This window comes from uncultured Paraglaciecola sp., assembly GCF_937123705.1.
Lineage (GTDB): Bacteria > Pseudomonadota > Gammaproteobacteria > Enterobacterales > Alteromonadaceae > Paraglaciecola.
In genome coordinates, this window is record NZ_CAKZKO010000094.1 from 13224 (window position 1) to 28625 (window position 15402).

Annotated in this window: 18 protein-coding genes; 6 read left to right on the plus strand and 12 right to left on the minus strand. The window is 49.7% G+C overall.

Annotated elements, in window-relative coordinates; genetic code table 11:
* Window positions 1-13: 13 nt before the first annotated feature.
* From Q0688_RS12750 to Q0688_RS12775, 6 genes are all read right to left on the minus strand, one after another.
* Window positions 14-256, minus strand: a complete 243-nt coding sequence (locus tag Q0688_RS12750; protein WP_299077103.1) for a hypothetical protein — start codon at window positions 254-256, stop codon at window positions 14-16.
* Window positions 256-2310 (minus strand): hypothetical protein, encoded by a 2055-nt coding sequence (locus Q0688_RS12755; RefSeq protein ID WP_299077106.1) that lies wholly within the window; start codon window positions 2308-2310, stop codon window positions 256-258. Before Q0688_RS12755 ends, Q0688_RS12750 begins: the two co-directional genes overlap by 1 nt.
* Window positions 2311-2377: 67 nt before the next feature.
* Window positions 2378-2629 (minus strand): hypothetical protein, encoded by a 252-nt coding sequence (locus Q0688_RS12760; protein ID WP_299077109.1) that lies wholly within the window; start codon window positions 2627-2629, stop codon window positions 2378-2380.
* Window positions 2629-3021, minus strand: a complete 393-nt coding sequence (locus tag Q0688_RS12765; protein WP_299077112.1) for a thermonuclease family protein — start codon at window positions 3019-3021, stop codon at window positions 2629-2631. The genes Q0688_RS12760 and Q0688_RS12765 overlap by 1 nt, the downstream gene beginning before the upstream one ends.
* Window position 3022: 1 nt before the next feature.
* A complete protein-coding gene (locus tag Q0688_RS12770; RefSeq protein ID WP_299077114.1) occupies window positions 3023-3652 on the minus strand; it encodes a hypothetical protein in 630 nt (209 codons plus the stop codon).
* Window positions 3652-6609 carry a hypothetical protein gene (locus Q0688_RS12775; RefSeq protein WP_299077117.1) on the minus strand — a complete coding sequence of 986 codons (2958 nt, stop codon included), beginning with the start codon at window positions 6607-6609 and terminating at the stop codon, window positions 3652-3654. The genes Q0688_RS12770 and Q0688_RS12775 overlap by 1 nt, the downstream gene beginning before the upstream one ends.
* A 222-nt stretch (window positions 6610-6831) precedes the next feature.
* On the opposite strand from Q0688_RS12775, the gene Q0688_RS12780 reads away from it, so the two are divergent.
* Window positions 6832-7110 (plus strand): hypothetical protein, encoded by a 279-nt coding sequence (locus tag Q0688_RS12780; RefSeq protein ID WP_299077119.1) that lies wholly within the window; start codon window positions 6832-6834, stop codon window positions 7108-7110.
* 756 nt (window positions 7111-7866) lie between these two features.
* Here the strand turns inward: Q0688_RS12780 and Q0688_RS12785 are convergent.
* The 6 genes from Q0688_RS12785 to Q0688_RS12810 all read right to left on the minus strand — a co-directional run bounded on the left by Q0688_RS12785 (window position 7867) and on the right by Q0688_RS12810 (window position 11275).
* Window positions 7867-8121, minus strand: a complete 255-nt coding sequence (locus Q0688_RS12785; RefSeq protein ID WP_299077122.1) for a hypothetical protein — start codon at window positions 8119-8121, stop codon at window positions 7867-7869.
* 196 nt (window positions 8122-8317) lie between these two features.
* Window positions 8318-8497 (minus strand): hypothetical protein, encoded by a 180-nt coding sequence (locus Q0688_RS12790; protein WP_299077125.1) that lies wholly within the window; start codon window positions 8495-8497, stop codon window positions 8318-8320.
* Entirely contained in the window at window positions 8497-9885 is a 1389-nt protein-coding gene (locus Q0688_RS12795; protein WP_299077128.1) for a phage terminase large subunit, read from the minus strand. Before Q0688_RS12795 ends, Q0688_RS12790 begins: the two co-directional genes overlap by 1 nt.
* A gap of 146 nt (window positions 9886-10031) precedes the next feature.
* The gene (locus Q0688_RS12800) at window positions 10032-10304 is read right to left on the minus strand and encodes a hypothetical protein (RefSeq protein ID WP_299077131.1); all 273 of its coding nucleotides are present in this window, start codon (window positions 10302-10304) and stop codon (window positions 10032-10034) included.
* Between the two features lie 67 nt (window positions 10305-10371).
* A complete protein-coding gene (locus Q0688_RS12805; RefSeq protein ID WP_299077134.1) occupies window positions 10372-10785 on the minus strand; it encodes a hypothetical protein in 414 nt (137 codons plus the stop codon).
* Complete coding sequence (locus tag Q0688_RS12810; protein ID WP_299077137.1) at window positions 10778-11275, minus strand: hypothetical protein; 498 nt, start codon at window positions 11273-11275, stop codon at window positions 10778-10780. The genes Q0688_RS12805 and Q0688_RS12810 overlap by 8 nt, the downstream gene beginning before the upstream one ends.
* A gap of 681 nt (window positions 11276-11956) precedes the next feature.
* Between Q0688_RS12810 and Q0688_RS12815 the strand changes: the two genes are divergently transcribed.
* The 5 genes from Q0688_RS12815 to Q0688_RS12835 all read left to right on the plus strand — a co-directional run bounded on the left by Q0688_RS12815 (window position 11957) and on the right by Q0688_RS12835 (window position 15385).
* Window positions 11957-12229: a hypothetical protein gene (locus Q0688_RS12815; protein WP_299077139.1), complete on the plus strand. Its 273-nt coding sequence runs from the start codon at window positions 11957-11959 to the stop codon at window positions 12227-12229.
* A gap of 91 nt (window positions 12230-12320) precedes the next feature.
* Complete coding sequence (locus Q0688_RS12820) at window positions 12321-12512, plus strand: hypothetical protein (protein WP_299077142.1); 192 nt, start codon at window positions 12321-12323, stop codon at window positions 12510-12512.
* Window positions 12513-13860: 1348 nt separating this feature from the next.
* Window positions 13861-14427 (plus strand): hypothetical protein, encoded by a 567-nt coding sequence (locus Q0688_RS12825; protein ID WP_299077145.1) that lies wholly within the window; start codon window positions 13861-13863, stop codon window positions 14425-14427.
* A complete protein-coding gene (locus Q0688_RS12830; RefSeq protein ID WP_299077148.1) occupies window positions 14424-14894 on the plus strand; it encodes a hypothetical protein in 471 nt (156 codons plus the stop codon). Before Q0688_RS12825 ends, Q0688_RS12830 begins: the two co-directional genes overlap by 4 nt.
* The gene (locus tag Q0688_RS12835; RefSeq protein ID WP_299077151.1) at window positions 14894-15385 is read left to right on the plus strand and encodes a hypothetical protein; all 492 of its coding nucleotides are present in this window, start codon (window positions 14894-14896) and stop codon (window positions 15383-15385) included. Before Q0688_RS12830 ends, Q0688_RS12835 begins: the two co-directional genes overlap by 1 nt.
* The last annotated feature ends 17 nt before the right edge of the window (window positions 15386-15402 follow it).

A 15402-nucleotide genomic window follows, 5' to 3' on the forward strand; every position in this document is an offset into this window, starting at 1 on the left:
CTATCGGTGTGCGTTATGAGAAGGGCCTCTCACCATCATCGGCGAGTCTGGACCTCTGGTTGGTAGGGGCATCGCGAAAGAGCTTAACAAGCTCTTGTAGAACCTGACAGCGCCCCTGAGCAACTGCCGCGTTCTGTGACACTGGTAAACCTTCTAGCTCGTGCTGCTTCCAACGATTTACGAAGTCCACAAACTGTTTGCTGTGGACTGCAACATTGGCAGAAGCTGTCAAGTCATCGGGTGTAGGACGCATCATTATGAAGCACCCCCAGTGAATTGATTTGAAACGGTGTTTCCGGCTTGGCCTCCTTTAGGACTGCCGTCTGGATGAGTGGGTACAGGTGCACCGGGCTGCTGCTGGGCTCCTACTGGAGGAAGCGCTGCCTGTGAACGCTGTAAAAGATCACGCTTTTCACGAGAAGGGATAACCTCCTCATGGTCAAGTTCCAAACTCTTAGCAATTTCTCTAAGGATAGCCGCCCGACCGTTCGGACCCATAAGCTCAAGATCAAGATCATTCGACGTAGCCTGCAGAAACTCTAGGCGACGGACATTCATTGTCTCTTTAACAGCAAGGTTAACCGCGCCACGCGCTACTATCTCAGCGTCTCCTTTGATCGACTCATCTGGGTCATACCTCATGTTATAGACAAATTGACGTTGTACTACTGGTTTAATCACATCAGAATCGATATGCATAACCACTTGGCGGATACCTTTACCAGCGGACCCCATAAGCATAGACAGGCCTGAGGACGTACGCCCAGCGCCTTGCACGTTAAGATCGCCATACAGATACGACGGGATGCCGCTATGATCATCAGCTAGTTTAGAGAACTTCTCGTACACGGCCATCAACTTAGAAGAGTTATCTTCTGGTTGGTTAAAACGAACCGCTTGGTTAGAAGTGCCTGAAGGGTCAGTAGTTACCTGCCAGATTTTCCACGGGAAAACCTGTGTGATATTTTCATTAGGGGGTAGTCGATCGACATTCACCTCAACTTGTGGTCCCGAAGCGATACCCATGTTATTGATGAGGGCGCGTGCCGATGCATTGCATATGCTCTGCACATCCTCAATGATCTCAGGAATACCCGAGCCCCAGAAAGCGCCGGGGCGCTTGATGAAAGAGGTTTTAGCATAAGGCTTCTCGCCAAGAGGGTCGAAGTTTAGTACTGCTTTGATAACGTAGTTACCTACCATCCAGACGTTTGCATCATACTCAAGTGCTGGATCAGGTATTTCTTTCTCAGACATACCCCACTCACGGAGCATCGAACCGGAGATTTTACCCCAAAACTCTAAGGCATCGTACATATCTGTAGGGCGCATCTCCGTATGGAATTTACGTTCCTCATCGTCTTTCGTAAGAGTCACGTCCGATTTAATCCACGACTCACCTACTCCTAGTTCTAACACTTTGCGAATTGCCTGGTCATCATACCCCGGGACCCCAATAAGATCAGACAGCATAGTGCGTGTAAGAGGGTGCAGCTCAAACATATATCCATCTTGGATATTAGTAATGCCGGGCTCAGGATAAATGTTGAAAGGATCAACACGTTCATATTCAGGAGCAATACGCTCAATAGGTTTAGCAACAGTTTTACCGTCTACATCTTCCCACCCAAGAGTGCGTTGTCTACGTACCACAGGACCTTTCAGGAAGGCTGCAGGGAACGTGACAATATCAGAAACGAAATCATTGAATGCCTCAGGCCAGCCACCTTGGGCAAACTGGTCAGAGATTTTATGTTTCATCTTAGTAGCACGATCTTGTGCTTCCTGCAGAAGGGCAAATCTGTAATCCTGTGCAACGATCTCGCGAAGTTCCGTGATTTCCTGTTCGTTCATAGCAGCGCCACCTTGCCCGATAGACTGGACAATCTTCTCTTGCACTCCCTCTTCGAGGATACGTTCATCGTGGTCTTTAAGATCGGGAATGGGTGTGGGCTGAATATCCCAAGGAGGGGTGCCATTATCCAGAAGAATATCTCGCAGCCAGCTCTCTGCGGCGCGACACTTCACTTCTGTGATCATCATATAAACTTCGGAACCGCCCTGCTTTTTAATAGCGGCCATTTTATCGGGCTCATACTCACCATTGCGCTGGCGAAGGGCTGTGAGCATTATGTCTTCTATAGGTTTCTTAGCAATCTTCGCTGCCGACCAAGCTGTACGTAAATAGGCAGACATGCCCAGAATCAATTCTGAACTTTGACGTTCTTGGATCTCTTTATCCCGCTCCTCTTGTTCTTTCGAAGCAAGATCCGAGTTAGATACGACCCTCAATAGTGACAATCCAGCCACGGCATTACCTATTCATATGTACACGTTGTCGGGAGATTTACATACATTCGCGTAAAGAAGCAAATACTCATTTATCAGCGCGCCTTTTCCTAATCCATATAGGGAGTCCAAAAGTAGACACCCCCACAAACATAAGTAGGCCCCACGCCCACCCTGCCGAACTTTGAGCTACGCATAGTAATAGATTCCAATCAGCAGATACCTTGTCCCAAAAAGTCACTCCGATAAACCACAACCAATCGTGATCTACACAGCAATGGCTGTACGTGCCATCAGGCCAGTAACTACATCCGTCTGATTCAAAGGTTTGCGGGGTCATTACCAATGCTCTGGAATAGGATCGCCGTAGAAATTCTGTTTTGCGTAGCCTTTCTCGATAAGATGTTTGTTGAAATTCCTATCGCGAAGCCAGATTACGGCTAGCCAGCGTCCGTACTTTCCTTTGCGCTCTATGAGGGAATTGGTTTTAAAAGTCTGTACTACACAGCGTTTCCCTAATAATTCCCTACGCACGTAGTCTCTTACAATAATACCCGCCGCGCGCTCCTCGCCATACAACTCGGGTGTGTCTATACCATAAAGACGCATCTTCTCTTGATGCGCCCACACCAACATACCTAAGTCTACATCCAGCTTTACCGTATCGCCATCGTATATGGATCTAGGCTCATTAGAAAATTTAGCATCATATAGGTATGTGTCTTTTATCATTCTAAGCTGTTGTATTAGCTGGTGTGTTTACATCATCGGGATCGAACACACGGAAAATAACATTGCCATCTGTATCTTTTGCAGCGAGATGTTTAGGTGCTTTTGGGTCGCCAGTGAAACCTTTCGTAGGGATAGATTCCCCGCCGGAACCGAGGACCATCCAATAGATACGGGTACGATACGCTACATTTTTCAATTGGCGAACATCGTTACCGTCAACATCTTGGACTGTCTCATATAGATCATACCAAGTTGGGTTACCGTCATCATCGAGCACAGGCCCGTTTTCATCCATAACTTGTGTAAGAGTGTTGGCAAGGGAATACGTGCCGCTAGGTGAACGTCGATCGATAGCCTCCAGATTACAATAGACGCCGGGAAGATTGGAATTATAACCAACAGCTACCTGTTCTCCGTCAACATCTTCATATTTAACACCGCTAGACTTATCAGGTAGAATCATCCACCCCTTATCCCCTGCATAGCCGGAGCCAAGTCCGCGTAGGTCGCGATGGTAAACACGGTTACCGCCCCCGTCAGTCGAAGCTAAACCCCACCCTTCAAGAAACGCTTCGCCTGTTGCGATAGATGGAGCCCAACAAGGAAGGGCAATATTTATGATTTCAGGCATTACGTTGTCTCCAATTGAAGGTCTGCGTTTGATAAGTCACGAGGGCGATACACGTCATATTTAACGTGCCCATTTATTTGGGCAACGTGAGCTTCACTCGCACCAAAATTGACACCTGTCACCCCGCTTAAGAGCGTTACAGAAGTATCTTCTGCGCTTAAGTTTTCATCTCTTGCCGCAATTAACCGGCCAGCCCCCCACACAACACCAATTTTATGATCTGTATTGTCGGATAGTGCCCCTGCCGATGCATTAGCTTGATTGACAGACGCTGCATCCATGTACCCTCTAATAGATGATGATGATGTGTACATAAGCACACGGTTAGCAGCACTGCCGTCATTGTAATTTACTGCATGTACTTGACTGGAGGCATCCCTGATATTTACAGACATAATGTGTGAGCCAGCTTGCCCATCTTTGAATGCGAACTCACTTGTTGCCTGGCTCAAATCATCTGCCGCACGGGTGACAGAAGCTGTGGATGGGGTGTGAATGTAACTGGTTGGAACAGAGCTTTGCTCAAGCTGTGCGCCCCAAATAATAATTGATCCTGTGGCAGCTAAGTTAGAGCCTGAACCAAGAGACATGGAAATTGCGGGGTACAATGTCCAAAGCGCTGAAGTGTTGCCGCTGCTGTTGTTTGTGACGGTTACAATCACGCGCCAATAGAGACCATAATCCTCAACGGTATAAGTGCTTGTCCCCGCCGAACCAGTTGACGATGTTGCGCCTGTTGCGGTGTTGAATTGGAAATAACGGTACTGTGATGTCCCGCCTTGCAAGGCCAATCTTAGTTCCGGGAACCGCGTTTCGTCACTGTCTTTCAAGACGAAAATTGAGAACGTGTAATCCAAGCTATCGTCAGGGATAGTGTTGGCATCAACAAGGTTTTCAAACCCTGCCGCATTGTCATCCTCAATTGTGTCGGCTGTCGTTGTTCCATCCGGGGCGGTGTCAGTGTTATCGGTTACCGTCACAGTCTTGGTGTAAACCGCGTTCGAGAACTCTTGGCTGTAAGGCTGAAGGTTCGTCGCCGCTGGCTCCACCAACACACCTTCAATTTTGATCAGGTGCCAAGACGAAACAGAACCGCTGCCCTCGAAGTGATCGACATTCACCACCAGCGTTGTGCCACTGTGGCTAGTGACGGTGCCGGTCCAGTATTTGCCGTGAGGGTCCGATTGATCAGATCCGCAAATGTCCTGGCCAGCCGTGAACTCCGCACTGTCCGCTGTGGTGAGCGTCAGAGTGCCAAGAGCAAGTGTGGCTGCTGTGGTGCTGGTGGTGTAGGTTGCTGCGTCGTGATCGCAGGGGATGGCGTAGCGGGCTACTGTGGTGGTCTTGAGATAGATATCTTGCGCAGGGTGCTGCTGAACGATCAGTTTACCAATATCGACCGTCTCACCCCCGACACTTGTCGATGTGGTGACGTTGTCGCTATCGGACACCCCAACTACCAAGTTTCCCGCCGCTCCTGATCCATCAGTGACGATTTCACACCCATACCAATCATCACCAAGAGAGGTGATATCTCCAACATGAACAGAGCCTTGGGTCGTGCCCAAAACACCCGTCCGAAGATTGTACCAAACATGATGAGCCGCTGTGGTGTTGTTCAATCGAATGTATGCCCACGTCTTATCTGAAGACAGCTTTAACTCCACATAAACGCGCACCCTACCGGAAGGCACTGTCATACTGTTGAAGAACCGTTGTTGCCCCGCCGCGAGAGCCGATAGAGAAATCCTTTGGCCTGTGAGCGTCCCATCAGGTCTCGTCACAGCATTTTGTGCAGTGCTTGCGAAAGCGTTTTTTGTCCAATAGGCGTTCGACAAATCCTCTGAATATTGGATTACGTTCTGCGCCGCATACTTCAGCAACCGATCTGGCCCCGTGACGCGCTTCACGCTTGGGCTGGCATAGTCCACAATCTCATCAGTGATCGCGACCGTGTTTTTGTTGTTGCCTGGTGTGGACGTGTCCTTGATGTGGACCCGCATTTGCTTCCAGTTCCACACAGCCACATCTGTTTCTTCGCGTAGGGAATTGGCAAGCTTGAGAGTCGATGCGCCTTCGAGGCCGGAGTAGGAAACCTCTGTATCGGTCTGCAATCCGGCGTTTGGAACCCTTCTGGTCAAGAACTTACAATAGGACATGACGCCAGACATTTGGTTGCTGGCACCGCCAGCGCCCCACTGTCCTAGCTCAAGGATATTAAGGCCGGAGGGCAGAACCACACTAGTGTCCTGAGTGTTCAAAACTCCGTTCAAACACCCTTGAGCGTCGTTAGTATCCCAGGCAAGAGACGCCTTGAAGTTTGCACCATCCCTGCCTGCGCCGACGCTGGCGTTGTGCTGGGCCGCGCCCCCATCAGCGATGTAATTGTTTATGTTGCCGGACGAAAAGAACTGAGTGTACCGGTTGTCATGGGAGCTATCATTCATGGTCCATGTGTACTGGGTGCGGCTGGCATCTTCGACCTCTCCAGCAAAAACAAAGGTTCCCGGCGCAGCATCCGCAAACGGCAATTCCGCCAGATCTTTGCCGATATCGTCCCTCGCCCGCGTGACGCTTGAGCCTACAGTGTGGATGTAGGAAGTGGGGCGGGAGCCAGTTTCGAGTTGAGCCCCCCAGATGTAAAGGTCGGATGTTCCGTCACGATCAACAGTGAAATCGCCGTCACCATCAGCCACATAGACCCTAACGCTGCCTGTAGTGTCTGCCGCATCTGTTGTGAAGGTGATTGAACAACGGTACCAATCATCACGGCATTTTTCCATGCGGATTGCATCGGCAGCAGTGGCGGTTGCTTGAGAACCTTGCACTCCATTCGCAAGATCAAAGTACGCTGTGGTGGTTGTGGGCGTAGTGAAACCCGCGAGGGTTAAGCCAATCCAAGTTGACTGCTTCTGCTTCACATAAAACGAATATGTGTATTGTGTAGAAGTTGCCACCGTCACGTTTTGCAACATGGTGACTTCGCCAGTGCCCCCGCCATTATCATCAGCGATTACCGCCGCAGTGGTGGTGCCATCAGGGGCAGCCGCCTGATCGTTTGTTACATCCGCAGATCCGCCAATGGACCAAGTTGCGCTGTAATCTTGAGATTGCAGACAGATGTTCGTCGCCGCTGGCTCGATCAGCGCGCCAATGATCTTGCTGAGATGCCATGAAGAGTGTTCGCCAGATCCTTTGATGTGATCGGCAGTGATCATCAACGTGGTGCCGTTCTGCACAATGACGGTGCCGCTCATCCAGTTGTCATCATCCACCCAAGCTTTGATGTTCTGGCCGGGGGTAAACTTGGCGCTGGTCGCGGTCGTGAACGTGTGGATGCCCAAGCCAATGGAGATGGCCGTGGAACTGGTGTCATAGATTACAGGGCTGTGCGTCTGTGGAATAGCGTAACGGGGAGTGGTTCCTTCCACTTTCAAATAAGTGTAATCACATGGTAAACTTCTGGCGGCAAACCTTCTCAAAAATAAACTGTCGCCATCACCGCTCACACCATCTGCGGCGGTACGTACACTGATGCGATTGGTTCCAGTGAGATCGGTAGTAGTAGTAAAGAAAATTCGACATCTAAAATACCCATCTTCAACAGCATCAATGGTGCAAGTGTGATTTGCGTGTTCAGTATAAACAGTGCCGTTCAACAGATCGAACTCTGATGTACCGTCAGCTGAAACATCAAAACCTGACAACAAGCAAACAGCTAGTGCTCCATCGTTGGCACCAGCCTTACCTTCAAACTCGTACATCTGTGGACCAGGAACCAAAAAGGTTTGGGCATCAGCTCTAATGTAAGCACCTGAACCTGTAGCTGTAACCTCACCAGCAGTTGCTGTGGAAGCATTTTTTGTCCAGTAACTAGTGGACATATTCTCTGAGTAGTGGTGAATGTTATGCGCCGCATAGCGCAAGTTTCCATCCGGCCCCGTTACCATTTTAATTGAAGGGCTGGCGTAATCGAGGATATCCAGAAGCGATTGGGTTAGCTCTTGGACGGTGAGAGTGTTAGTGTCAGTGCTGTCCACCGCGCGGATGACGCCAGAGTTACCTTGCGCCATATTAATAACAAAGCCATCAGTCTCGGTCTGGAGAGAGTTTAGGATTGCGGACGTTGAAGCACCTGCAGCGAGGCCAGAGCCTGCTACCGTATTCTTCAAAGTGTTAATGGCTAGGGATATATCCAGGCTCATTAGGCACCTTTAGATCAAGCCGACAATGTCGGTTGCCGTAGTGGCTGTACGTACTTGCCGTACTTGGATTGGGAGGAGCGCACCCGACGGCACGTTCTTAAAAGTAATCGCAGTGTCCGTCTTATCCCCTGCCATATACACCACGATATCTGCGGCGCTGGCGCCGCCATGGTACAAAGCCCGGTATGATGTAGCTAAATCAGTATCAGCAGTCGTCACTGCTACGGCTTTAACCGCCGAAATAGTGTCGTTGTATTGAGACATCTCAACGTGTTCTCCATTAGAGGTATGATCCGTCTAACAGTCCCGAGTATGCCTGTCAATGATACAGATACACACTAAAAAGAAAACCCCCAGCGGGATGGACTACCGCCGGGGGCTTGACAACACATGGAGTATGCTACTTGGAGGAATAGCACAATCGTTTCTTAACCGTTATGATTCTGGGACGCAAGTCCTATTATTTAGTTTTATGTATCTGGCTTGCTGAATAAATATGGAGCGCTCCTGCCACTTCAGGGATTGTGCACTCGACCACATACCGAGGAGTGCCATGTAACGTGTGGAACACCGACACAACTACCCCCGGCCATTTATACCCTGAGGTTTTCTCAACCATATCCCCCACCTTGAAATCCATTACGTCCACCCTGCAGCCGAAACTTGCGTAACCTCCCGTCGCACAGGAACGCCATAGCCATCCGCCACGGCTGAGATATGGAGCATTAGATACTGCAGAGCTTCAGCAATGTGTGAGTGGTCATTCTTGTCGATCACCCCCGCCTGCTTCTGCTTGTACCTATAACCCCCCATCATCGCAGCTTTAAGCGCACGACACCGTGGGTCCAACAGAAACGCTGGATCACCATCTACCTGCCGCATGAGGAAGTCATCCACCGCGTTCACACGTGACGACACCTTGTTGGTTCTCGCAGGCATAACCCGCAATCCCTCAGCTTTAATGATATCCACCACACTGCGCTCATCAGTCTGTGCCCGCTGTACGCCAGCGGGGTCAACGACCACAATGACAGGCATACCGGAGAACCGCTCGTATAGTAGCGGTTTGAGCATTGTGCGAATAAACCGCTGTGCCCCCATATCCCTACTCACGCACTCATCGAGGATAAGTGCACGGCCTCGAGGGTCCTGTTGTCCCAACACTGCAGCGGGCGTAAGCCCAAGGTCCATCCCTATAACAATAGGGCGAACTCCATTGTGGATTGGTGAAACAGGTTCTTTAGCCATATGGTAGTCTGGTCGAAAATACTTATAAACCGGCATACCGGCACTGGATAGCCCATACTCGCCATCGATATAGACGCGTATGTACTCATCGCTTCTACCTTGTGTGTCATAATAACCTTCTGGCAAGTTCTCTATGTTTTCAGCAGAGACCCCCCGGCCACTAGGTTGTTTGTAAACAGACCACCCATTGTCATTCTCAGACACCCCGTCCTCGGGATTCAGGTGCTCCATCTGGTAGTACCACCACGTGTCCATAGTAGGGGGGTTAGTATCCCCCCACATCCCGAACCACGTGGGACCTGTGTCTTTTTTAGACGGAAACCGCCCAACACGTTTAGACATGGCATCAATGATGTCCGGGTGAATATCCCTACACTCGTTGAACCACGCGAACGTAAGCTCAAGAGAGTTCAGGTTAGCCACGTCATCCGCATCATCCAACGCCCGAAACATAACCTCACACTCAACATCCGCCATCTTGAAGAAATACGTCTTCGTCGTACGCATGTACCGCCCACAAACTCCCGGCGGGAACCAGTCGAGAAACGTCTTGATGGTGGTATCAGCAAGCTGCCGGGCCGTCTCACGCACCACAGCGGCCCTCGTTTTCCGTATACCTAGGGCATTAGGCGCCTGCTCGCTAGCCCTCCGAATAATCTCGAAGCAACTACCGACAGACTTCCCCGAGCCAACTGGACCCATGAGCACCCTCATCTTGGAATCGTCCATCATGAAGTCTTTCACGGTCTTAGACGGCTTGTAATACACATTAAGTGCCATCAGTCACCACCTTTATCACATACTGCAGCACGACCTTCCGCCGATGCTTAGTTCTCTTAATAGATGTTTTCCACGACACACCGTTAAGGGCAAGCTGCTTCTCAACCCTAACGCAATCCCTCGCCTTATCGAACGAAAACGTAGCCTTAAGCGCCATCTGAAGTATCAAACAGTGAGAGCTGTGTAGTGATATCATACTCTGGGCTTGTCGCGCTTGTACCTACTGTCTGAATATACGTGCTGGGGACAACCCCCGTCTCTCTAGTAACCCAGTATTTCGGCAACGGAGAATTTATAAGAGTTGTTGGCTCCGCCAAGATAAACGGATTAGTGAGCGGCAACTGATTGCTCTCGTATGGATCACTGATAACGTGCTCCATCATGGCACCCTGCAACTGCTCTTCCGTCCCGTTACACACCACGCACTCGTCCACAGTAGGTGAGATGACCGAATCACACAGCGGACATACCCACCCTTCCTCGAGTTTAGTGCTTAACACCGTCATGACTGGCTACCTCCACAGCTCGCCTAATTATCTCCTGATACGCCTGATTCCCTACACAGGCCATAAAACTCTCGAGAACCTGCGACATGAGCACCGTGTGACACACATAGCATGAACACGGCTCATCCCCCTCAATCACACCGTCCTCGACGAGTTTCTCGCGATGACACATCTCAGCGTGCGACTGTTGTATAGGAGCTATAATATTCTCCTTGGTGAACATAATAGCCTGCAACACGTTCTCAGGTGTTGAGTACTGCCCTTGCGAATCCGGAGAGATCCCGACATCCTCCAACAACGCCATAACTTCGCTGGGGATCTCATGCTCCTCGTTTTCGATAAAGCCCGACCCGCCGGGGCCAGCCCCGCCATTACCTTCTTCTTTCTTACCCATCTATATCTCCGATCTGTGTTGTGTTGTCTGGTGTAATATCCACCATGGGCAGCGGTGCATCTGTCTTACCACCCATGTCAATAGTTATAGTCACCCCACCCCCAGCGATACTAGCGCCAGAGTCTGCCTCCGGCTTAACCTCAAGTCCCGCCCACTTAACAGTGGACTTGATCAAGTCGGCCTTAACTGCAGGGGATGTAGAATCAGCGTGTATGAGGGTCCAAGACGTAGTGAGGAGTTCCTCCGCCTGCGCCTTAGCCTTCATCTTGAACGTAATACCGTTCTCCCGAATGTCATCGCTATACGCCTCTACGCGCCGGACGAACACCGGGTCCTTATTAAATTTCTTGAGATCGCGCCGGGTGAAGCCGTGTTTGTCGAGGATATCCTGTAGCGGTTCACCGCTACCCTCCACACGTAAGGCTACTTCAAACGCGAAACGGTCGGTCCACTTTGTGGTCGATCCGAGGATTTCACCTGCTATATCCATAAAAGGGGAGTAACACACGCGCGGGTGTGTGCGCAATAAAAAAGCCCCCGGCTTGGGGCCGAGGGCAAGTTGGGAAGGCGACCTTCTGGTACAGGGAGGAGTAAAAAACCAGAAGAGCGAGCGTTCAAAAGAGATCATTATAGAGGGGATCGCCCCGGCTCCATAACAACCGTGGTTGTTATAGGCTTTTCAAATTCGAGTGTCAAGCGGGGATTACCTCAAAGAGCTGCTAGGGTATCAGGGGGAAATAGTGTTGAGCTGCCACCGTTCAAGAGTGGTGCCCTGGCGTCTCTAGTTCCTTATCCCTGCGTAGCTAGGTCATTGCTGGTGAGTATCGACCGCTCGACCCGGTGCATATAGCGCGGCTTGTCAGGTGTGTCAAGTCAGTAACGATAAACGTAGGAATAAATTCATATTGGTAAAATTTTGGTTTTGGTGTGAGAGGGTTACTACAATAGGGGAGGGTCATCGATCGCCAGTCCATGTACCCCCCTCCCACGCCCGCGCAGACGTGAGCGATTTACCCCCCACCCCTTGAAATCATTGATGAATTTGACAAAAGTGTCAGAATTGCTACTATGTATTTGTCGCTGCAAGAGAGCAGTGGCCGAGACGCTCCAACACTGGAGACGTTGGGGCTCTTTGACAACATGTAAACAAGTCTCCACTAGGAGAAGCCACATGGCTGATAAAGAGAAACTCGAATGGACTAACGTCAACCCTGCCTCGTTCAAAGGTGAACTGGCTACTGGTTACGCCGCAATGGTGGAAGCCAACAAGGTTGCTAAGGCCGCACGAGAGCAGTTTCAAGCACAAGCTGAGACTGGTCTCCGCAAGGCGAAGCTGGTATCCGATGACATGGATATCAAGTTTAGCTTCAGGTTCGGCAACATTGCGTTTGCTGAGGTTGACAAAGTTGCCAAGAGTGCGCCGAAAGACGCAATCAACCTCTAGCACCTGCTAAGGTCCACAACAGTTTGAGGGGAGAGCGCAAGCTCTCCCCTTTCTTGTCTCTTAAATCACACAACATATGAGGTATATCACTATGACGGTTAAAGTCAGAACCCGTGGAACACTGGGCGGACAAGCGTACTATTTTATGGGTACGCCAGTAGACCAGACAATGAGAGTACACGGTAATGAGAGACTTCTGGCAACAGAGCGTCACTTGAACCAGCTTAAAGGCCCAAGCGATAAAGAGCTTGAGCAGCTAGAGCTTGAACTAGAGCGCAAGTGAACGGGAGGGGAGCTTCGGCTCCCCTTTCTTTTTGTCTCAACACAACACATGAGGTTATCAAATGAGAGAACATATCGCCCGCATCAATGAACTGACTAAGGCACTAAACAAACACGCTGCCGGTAGACCATTGAGCAACAAGGAACGCCGCATTATCAAGATGCATCAGGTTAAACGGGATGAAAGCGTTCGGCATTGCGCTGGAACTTTACTCCGCCTGTAAACTCTAATGGACACAGCTTGAGAGGAACTGGAGGTCTTAGGATCTCTGGTTTCTCTTTTTTGTTTCTCGCTACGCTCGACCATACGTCGGGGGGTCATAGGTCGAATACGTACACCTAGAGGGGCGTATATGTGGTCATAGGATGTTGTGTGTTATATTATGGTGTACGTGAGTATAATGTGTTTTGGTTGTAAAATTCACCCCCCTTATACACGTTATGCGATAGTCAATGTTAAGTGGCCGATGGCGGAATTCTCCCGTTTATCGCAAAGTGAACCACATTTGTAAAGTGACCATAGGATTAATATACTAACGCGATATTTCTTAAACTCTTGACACTTGACACTCCAAAGCCCCAGAAAACCAAGAAAAATAGACATATTAACCAATAGGAATAAAAGAATAATATATAAAAAAAATCGCGTTATCGCAAAAATCCCCTCCAAAAAGTGAGCTGCTCTAGTTTTTCGTTTTTTGAGTGTCAAGTTGACATGAGCGTCAACACCCACTTTTTTGAAAAATTCCCACCCTCACTTTAAAAACCGCGATATTCGCGATATTTGGATTTTTCGTCCTCCAACACACTGATATTAAACATAAAAAAATATCGCGTTTTTTGGTGTCAACCGCGATAGGTGTTACACTGCAGTGTGACATAGTAGCAATCCTGAAACTATAGAGCCCAACCATTTGGTGGCAAACTACCATAAAGTGTATACCCATAAGTGTTGTAAACCCCTAAACTTTACACACCTTTACCGCTAATTTCCCACTTGACCCTACCTATTGGTGCACAACAAAACAAAAAAATATCGCAATGTACACCACAGTGTAACACCATATCTCAAAACTTGACACGATTTCCCTAAAAACCACGAGGATTATTTCCCTCAAAATCTACCAATCTTCAGCGCCTTTAACCTGCGCGGGTGCGTACGCGCGTTTGCTCCCTTCTGGCTACCTGTATTTCCTTTATTCCCCTCCTGTCTCACCCACTACACACCATACATACGTATCCACACCATGAGCCGGGATTTGACGCGGCTCGAAAAATCGCTAGGCTTGAAAGTTCGGGGCGAGATGCGCCCGGCGATAGGACACATTGGTGAGAAGCGGAGCCACAGAATGCCTAATCCACTGGAGAGAGTAACTTATGCGACCAAGGCAGAGCGTCACTCTGCACGGTTAAAGATAGGTTTGAGTCTTCTGGAACTCGTGGAGGATTACATTGGCATTGAAGACAGCACACCCTTGGCGGCTGATACCAAGCCCACTGAGTGGGCACCCGTGTATAGAGAGCTTAAAGCTTCAGAAAGTGACGGGCATTCTATGGAAGAGTACGATGTGAAGCCTATGATCAACAGGAATACGAAGAGCACTTCTCCACACTCACTGCTAGCACTTGTCAAGACAGAAGCTATTAGCCGACACCTGCTGGGTATTCTCAACACTCGAGAGAGTGAGGATGCTGTGCAGAGCCTCTACTCGGCTGCTACGCTCAAGGGTATGTACGGGTCGCATTACAGCACATCGAAGTGGACACCTAAGCACATCATGGAGCAGGCTATAGAGAAGTACTATCATAGTGTAGCGCAGAATGATTATGCGCCCGTGCTGCTGAGAGTGTGGATGGTGGACTACCTGCGGGGTCAGATGGGTATTAAGCCGGGAAATGATGAGAGTGGCACATGAGCAGAGCTAGGAAAACCAAACCTTGGCACCTTACGGATGAGGATGTTAAGGACTTAACAGCCGAGTTTAGGCGCAGTGCCTGTGAGCTAGTTCTGTTCGCTGCTGAACATGCAGGCATACCTGCTGAACACTATCTCAAAGACCATACGCAAGGGCTGAGCCCTGAGATCTTTGTTGAATGGTTGATGGCAGAGGCTGAGAGACGCATAGTTTTGCGCAGGCTTGATATACCGTTCAAAAAAGAGGGAGAGTACACCACTTCGTTCAAAGGGTTGGCTGTGTATGCCACGACTAACAACGAAGAGGATGATGGCGCCAACATATCGCAGGCTGACTTCGAGAGGCGTGTACGAGATATTGGTGTTAAGATAAAAGAGAGTAACCCGGGGTTCTTCCCTGATATGCAGGTGCTTAAGTGCTGGGCTACAGCGTTTGCAGCGCTGAGTTTGCCAGAGGAGGAAGAGTGATGGATACTAACGGCCTTGACAACATTCGCAACAACCACTTCACTACGGAAGAATACGCTGAGTTAGATGAGGTGTTTAAGCAGCGGGCTTGTAATCTTGTCCTCCTCGCGGCTAAGGGGATAGGGCTTGAGAAGCAAGAGTTCTTGAGAGGTCACCCTGATGGGGTACAGTCTGGTATCATGCTCGAGTGGCTGATGGCGGAGGTGCAGAGGCGCTTGGCGATGCGTAAGCTCGGCCTGCCGCACAGTCTCGACGCAGACAGTAGGTCGTACGAGACTACGTTCAAAGAGCTGGCTGTTAATCCCAGTGATGTGCCTCCTGACACTGTAAATGATTACAACTTCAACACAATAATTCAGAAGATTGGCGATAACGTGCTTGCAGCAGGGTACGATAACGATCGCAAAAGTGTGTATTTCGTGGACGGTCAGATACTTAAGTGCTGGGCTACGGCCTATGCGATGCTGCCTGCGCCAGAGGAGAAGAAATAATGGATTTTTTATTTGCA

What these genes read in the sequence shown, in the direction of transcription:
- Q0688_RS12825 (WP_299077145.1), top strand. Translation starts at nt 13,861, where the DNA reads ATGCCTAATCCACTGGAGAGAGTAACTTATGCGACCAAGGCAGAGCGT.
- Q0688_RS12820 (WP_299077142.1), top strand. Translation starts at nt 12,321, where the DNA reads ATGACGGTTAAAGTCAGAACCCGTGGAACACTGGGCGGACAAGCGTAC.
- Q0688_RS12815 (WP_299077139.1), top strand. Translation starts at nt 11,957, where the DNA reads ATGGCTGATAAAGAGAAACTCGAATGGACTAACGTCAACCCTGCCTCG.
- Q0688_RS12790 (WP_299077125.1), bottom strand. Translation starts at nt 8,497, where the DNA reads ATGGATTTCAAGGTGGGGGATATGGTTGAGAAAACCTCAGGGTATAAA.
- Q0688_RS12765 (WP_299077112.1), bottom strand. Translation starts at nt 3,021, where the DNA reads ATGATAAAAGACACATACCTATATGATGCTAAATTTTCTAATGAGCCT.
- Q0688_RS12795 (WP_299077128.1), bottom strand. Translation starts at nt 9,885, where the DNA reads ATGGCACTTAATGTGTATTACAAGCCGTCTAAGACCGTGAAAGACTTC.
- Q0688_RS12750 (WP_299077103.1), bottom strand. Translation starts at nt 256, where the DNA reads ATGATGCGTCCTACACCCGATGACTTGACAGCTTCTGCCAATGTTGCA.
- Q0688_RS12785 (WP_299077122.1), bottom strand. Translation starts at nt 8,121, where the DNA reads ATGTCTCAATACAACGACACTATTTCGGCGGTTAAAGCCGTAGCAGTG.
- Q0688_RS12835 (WP_299077151.1), top strand. Translation starts at nt 14,894, where the DNA reads ATGGATACTAACGGCCTTGACAACATTCGCAACAACCACTTCACTACG.
- Q0688_RS12770 (WP_299077114.1), bottom strand. Translation starts at nt 3,652, where the DNA reads ATGCCTGAAATCATAAATATTGCCCTTCCTTGTTGGGCTCCATCTATC.
- Q0688_RS12760 (WP_299077109.1), bottom strand. Translation starts at nt 2,629, where the DNA reads ATGACCCCGCAAACCTTTGAATCAGACGGATGTAGTTACTGGCCTGAT.
- Q0688_RS12805 (WP_299077134.1), bottom strand. Translation starts at nt 10,785, where the DNA reads ATGGGTAAGAAAGAAGAAGGTAATGGCGGGGCTGGCCCCGGCGGGTCG.
- Q0688_RS12810 (WP_299077137.1), bottom strand. Translation starts at nt 11,275, where the DNA reads ATGGATATAGCAGGTGAAATCCTCGGATCGACCACAAAGTGGACCGAC.
- Q0688_RS12830 (WP_299077148.1), top strand. Translation starts at nt 14,424, where the DNA reads ATGAGCAGAGCTAGGAAAACCAAACCTTGGCACCTTACGGATGAGGAT.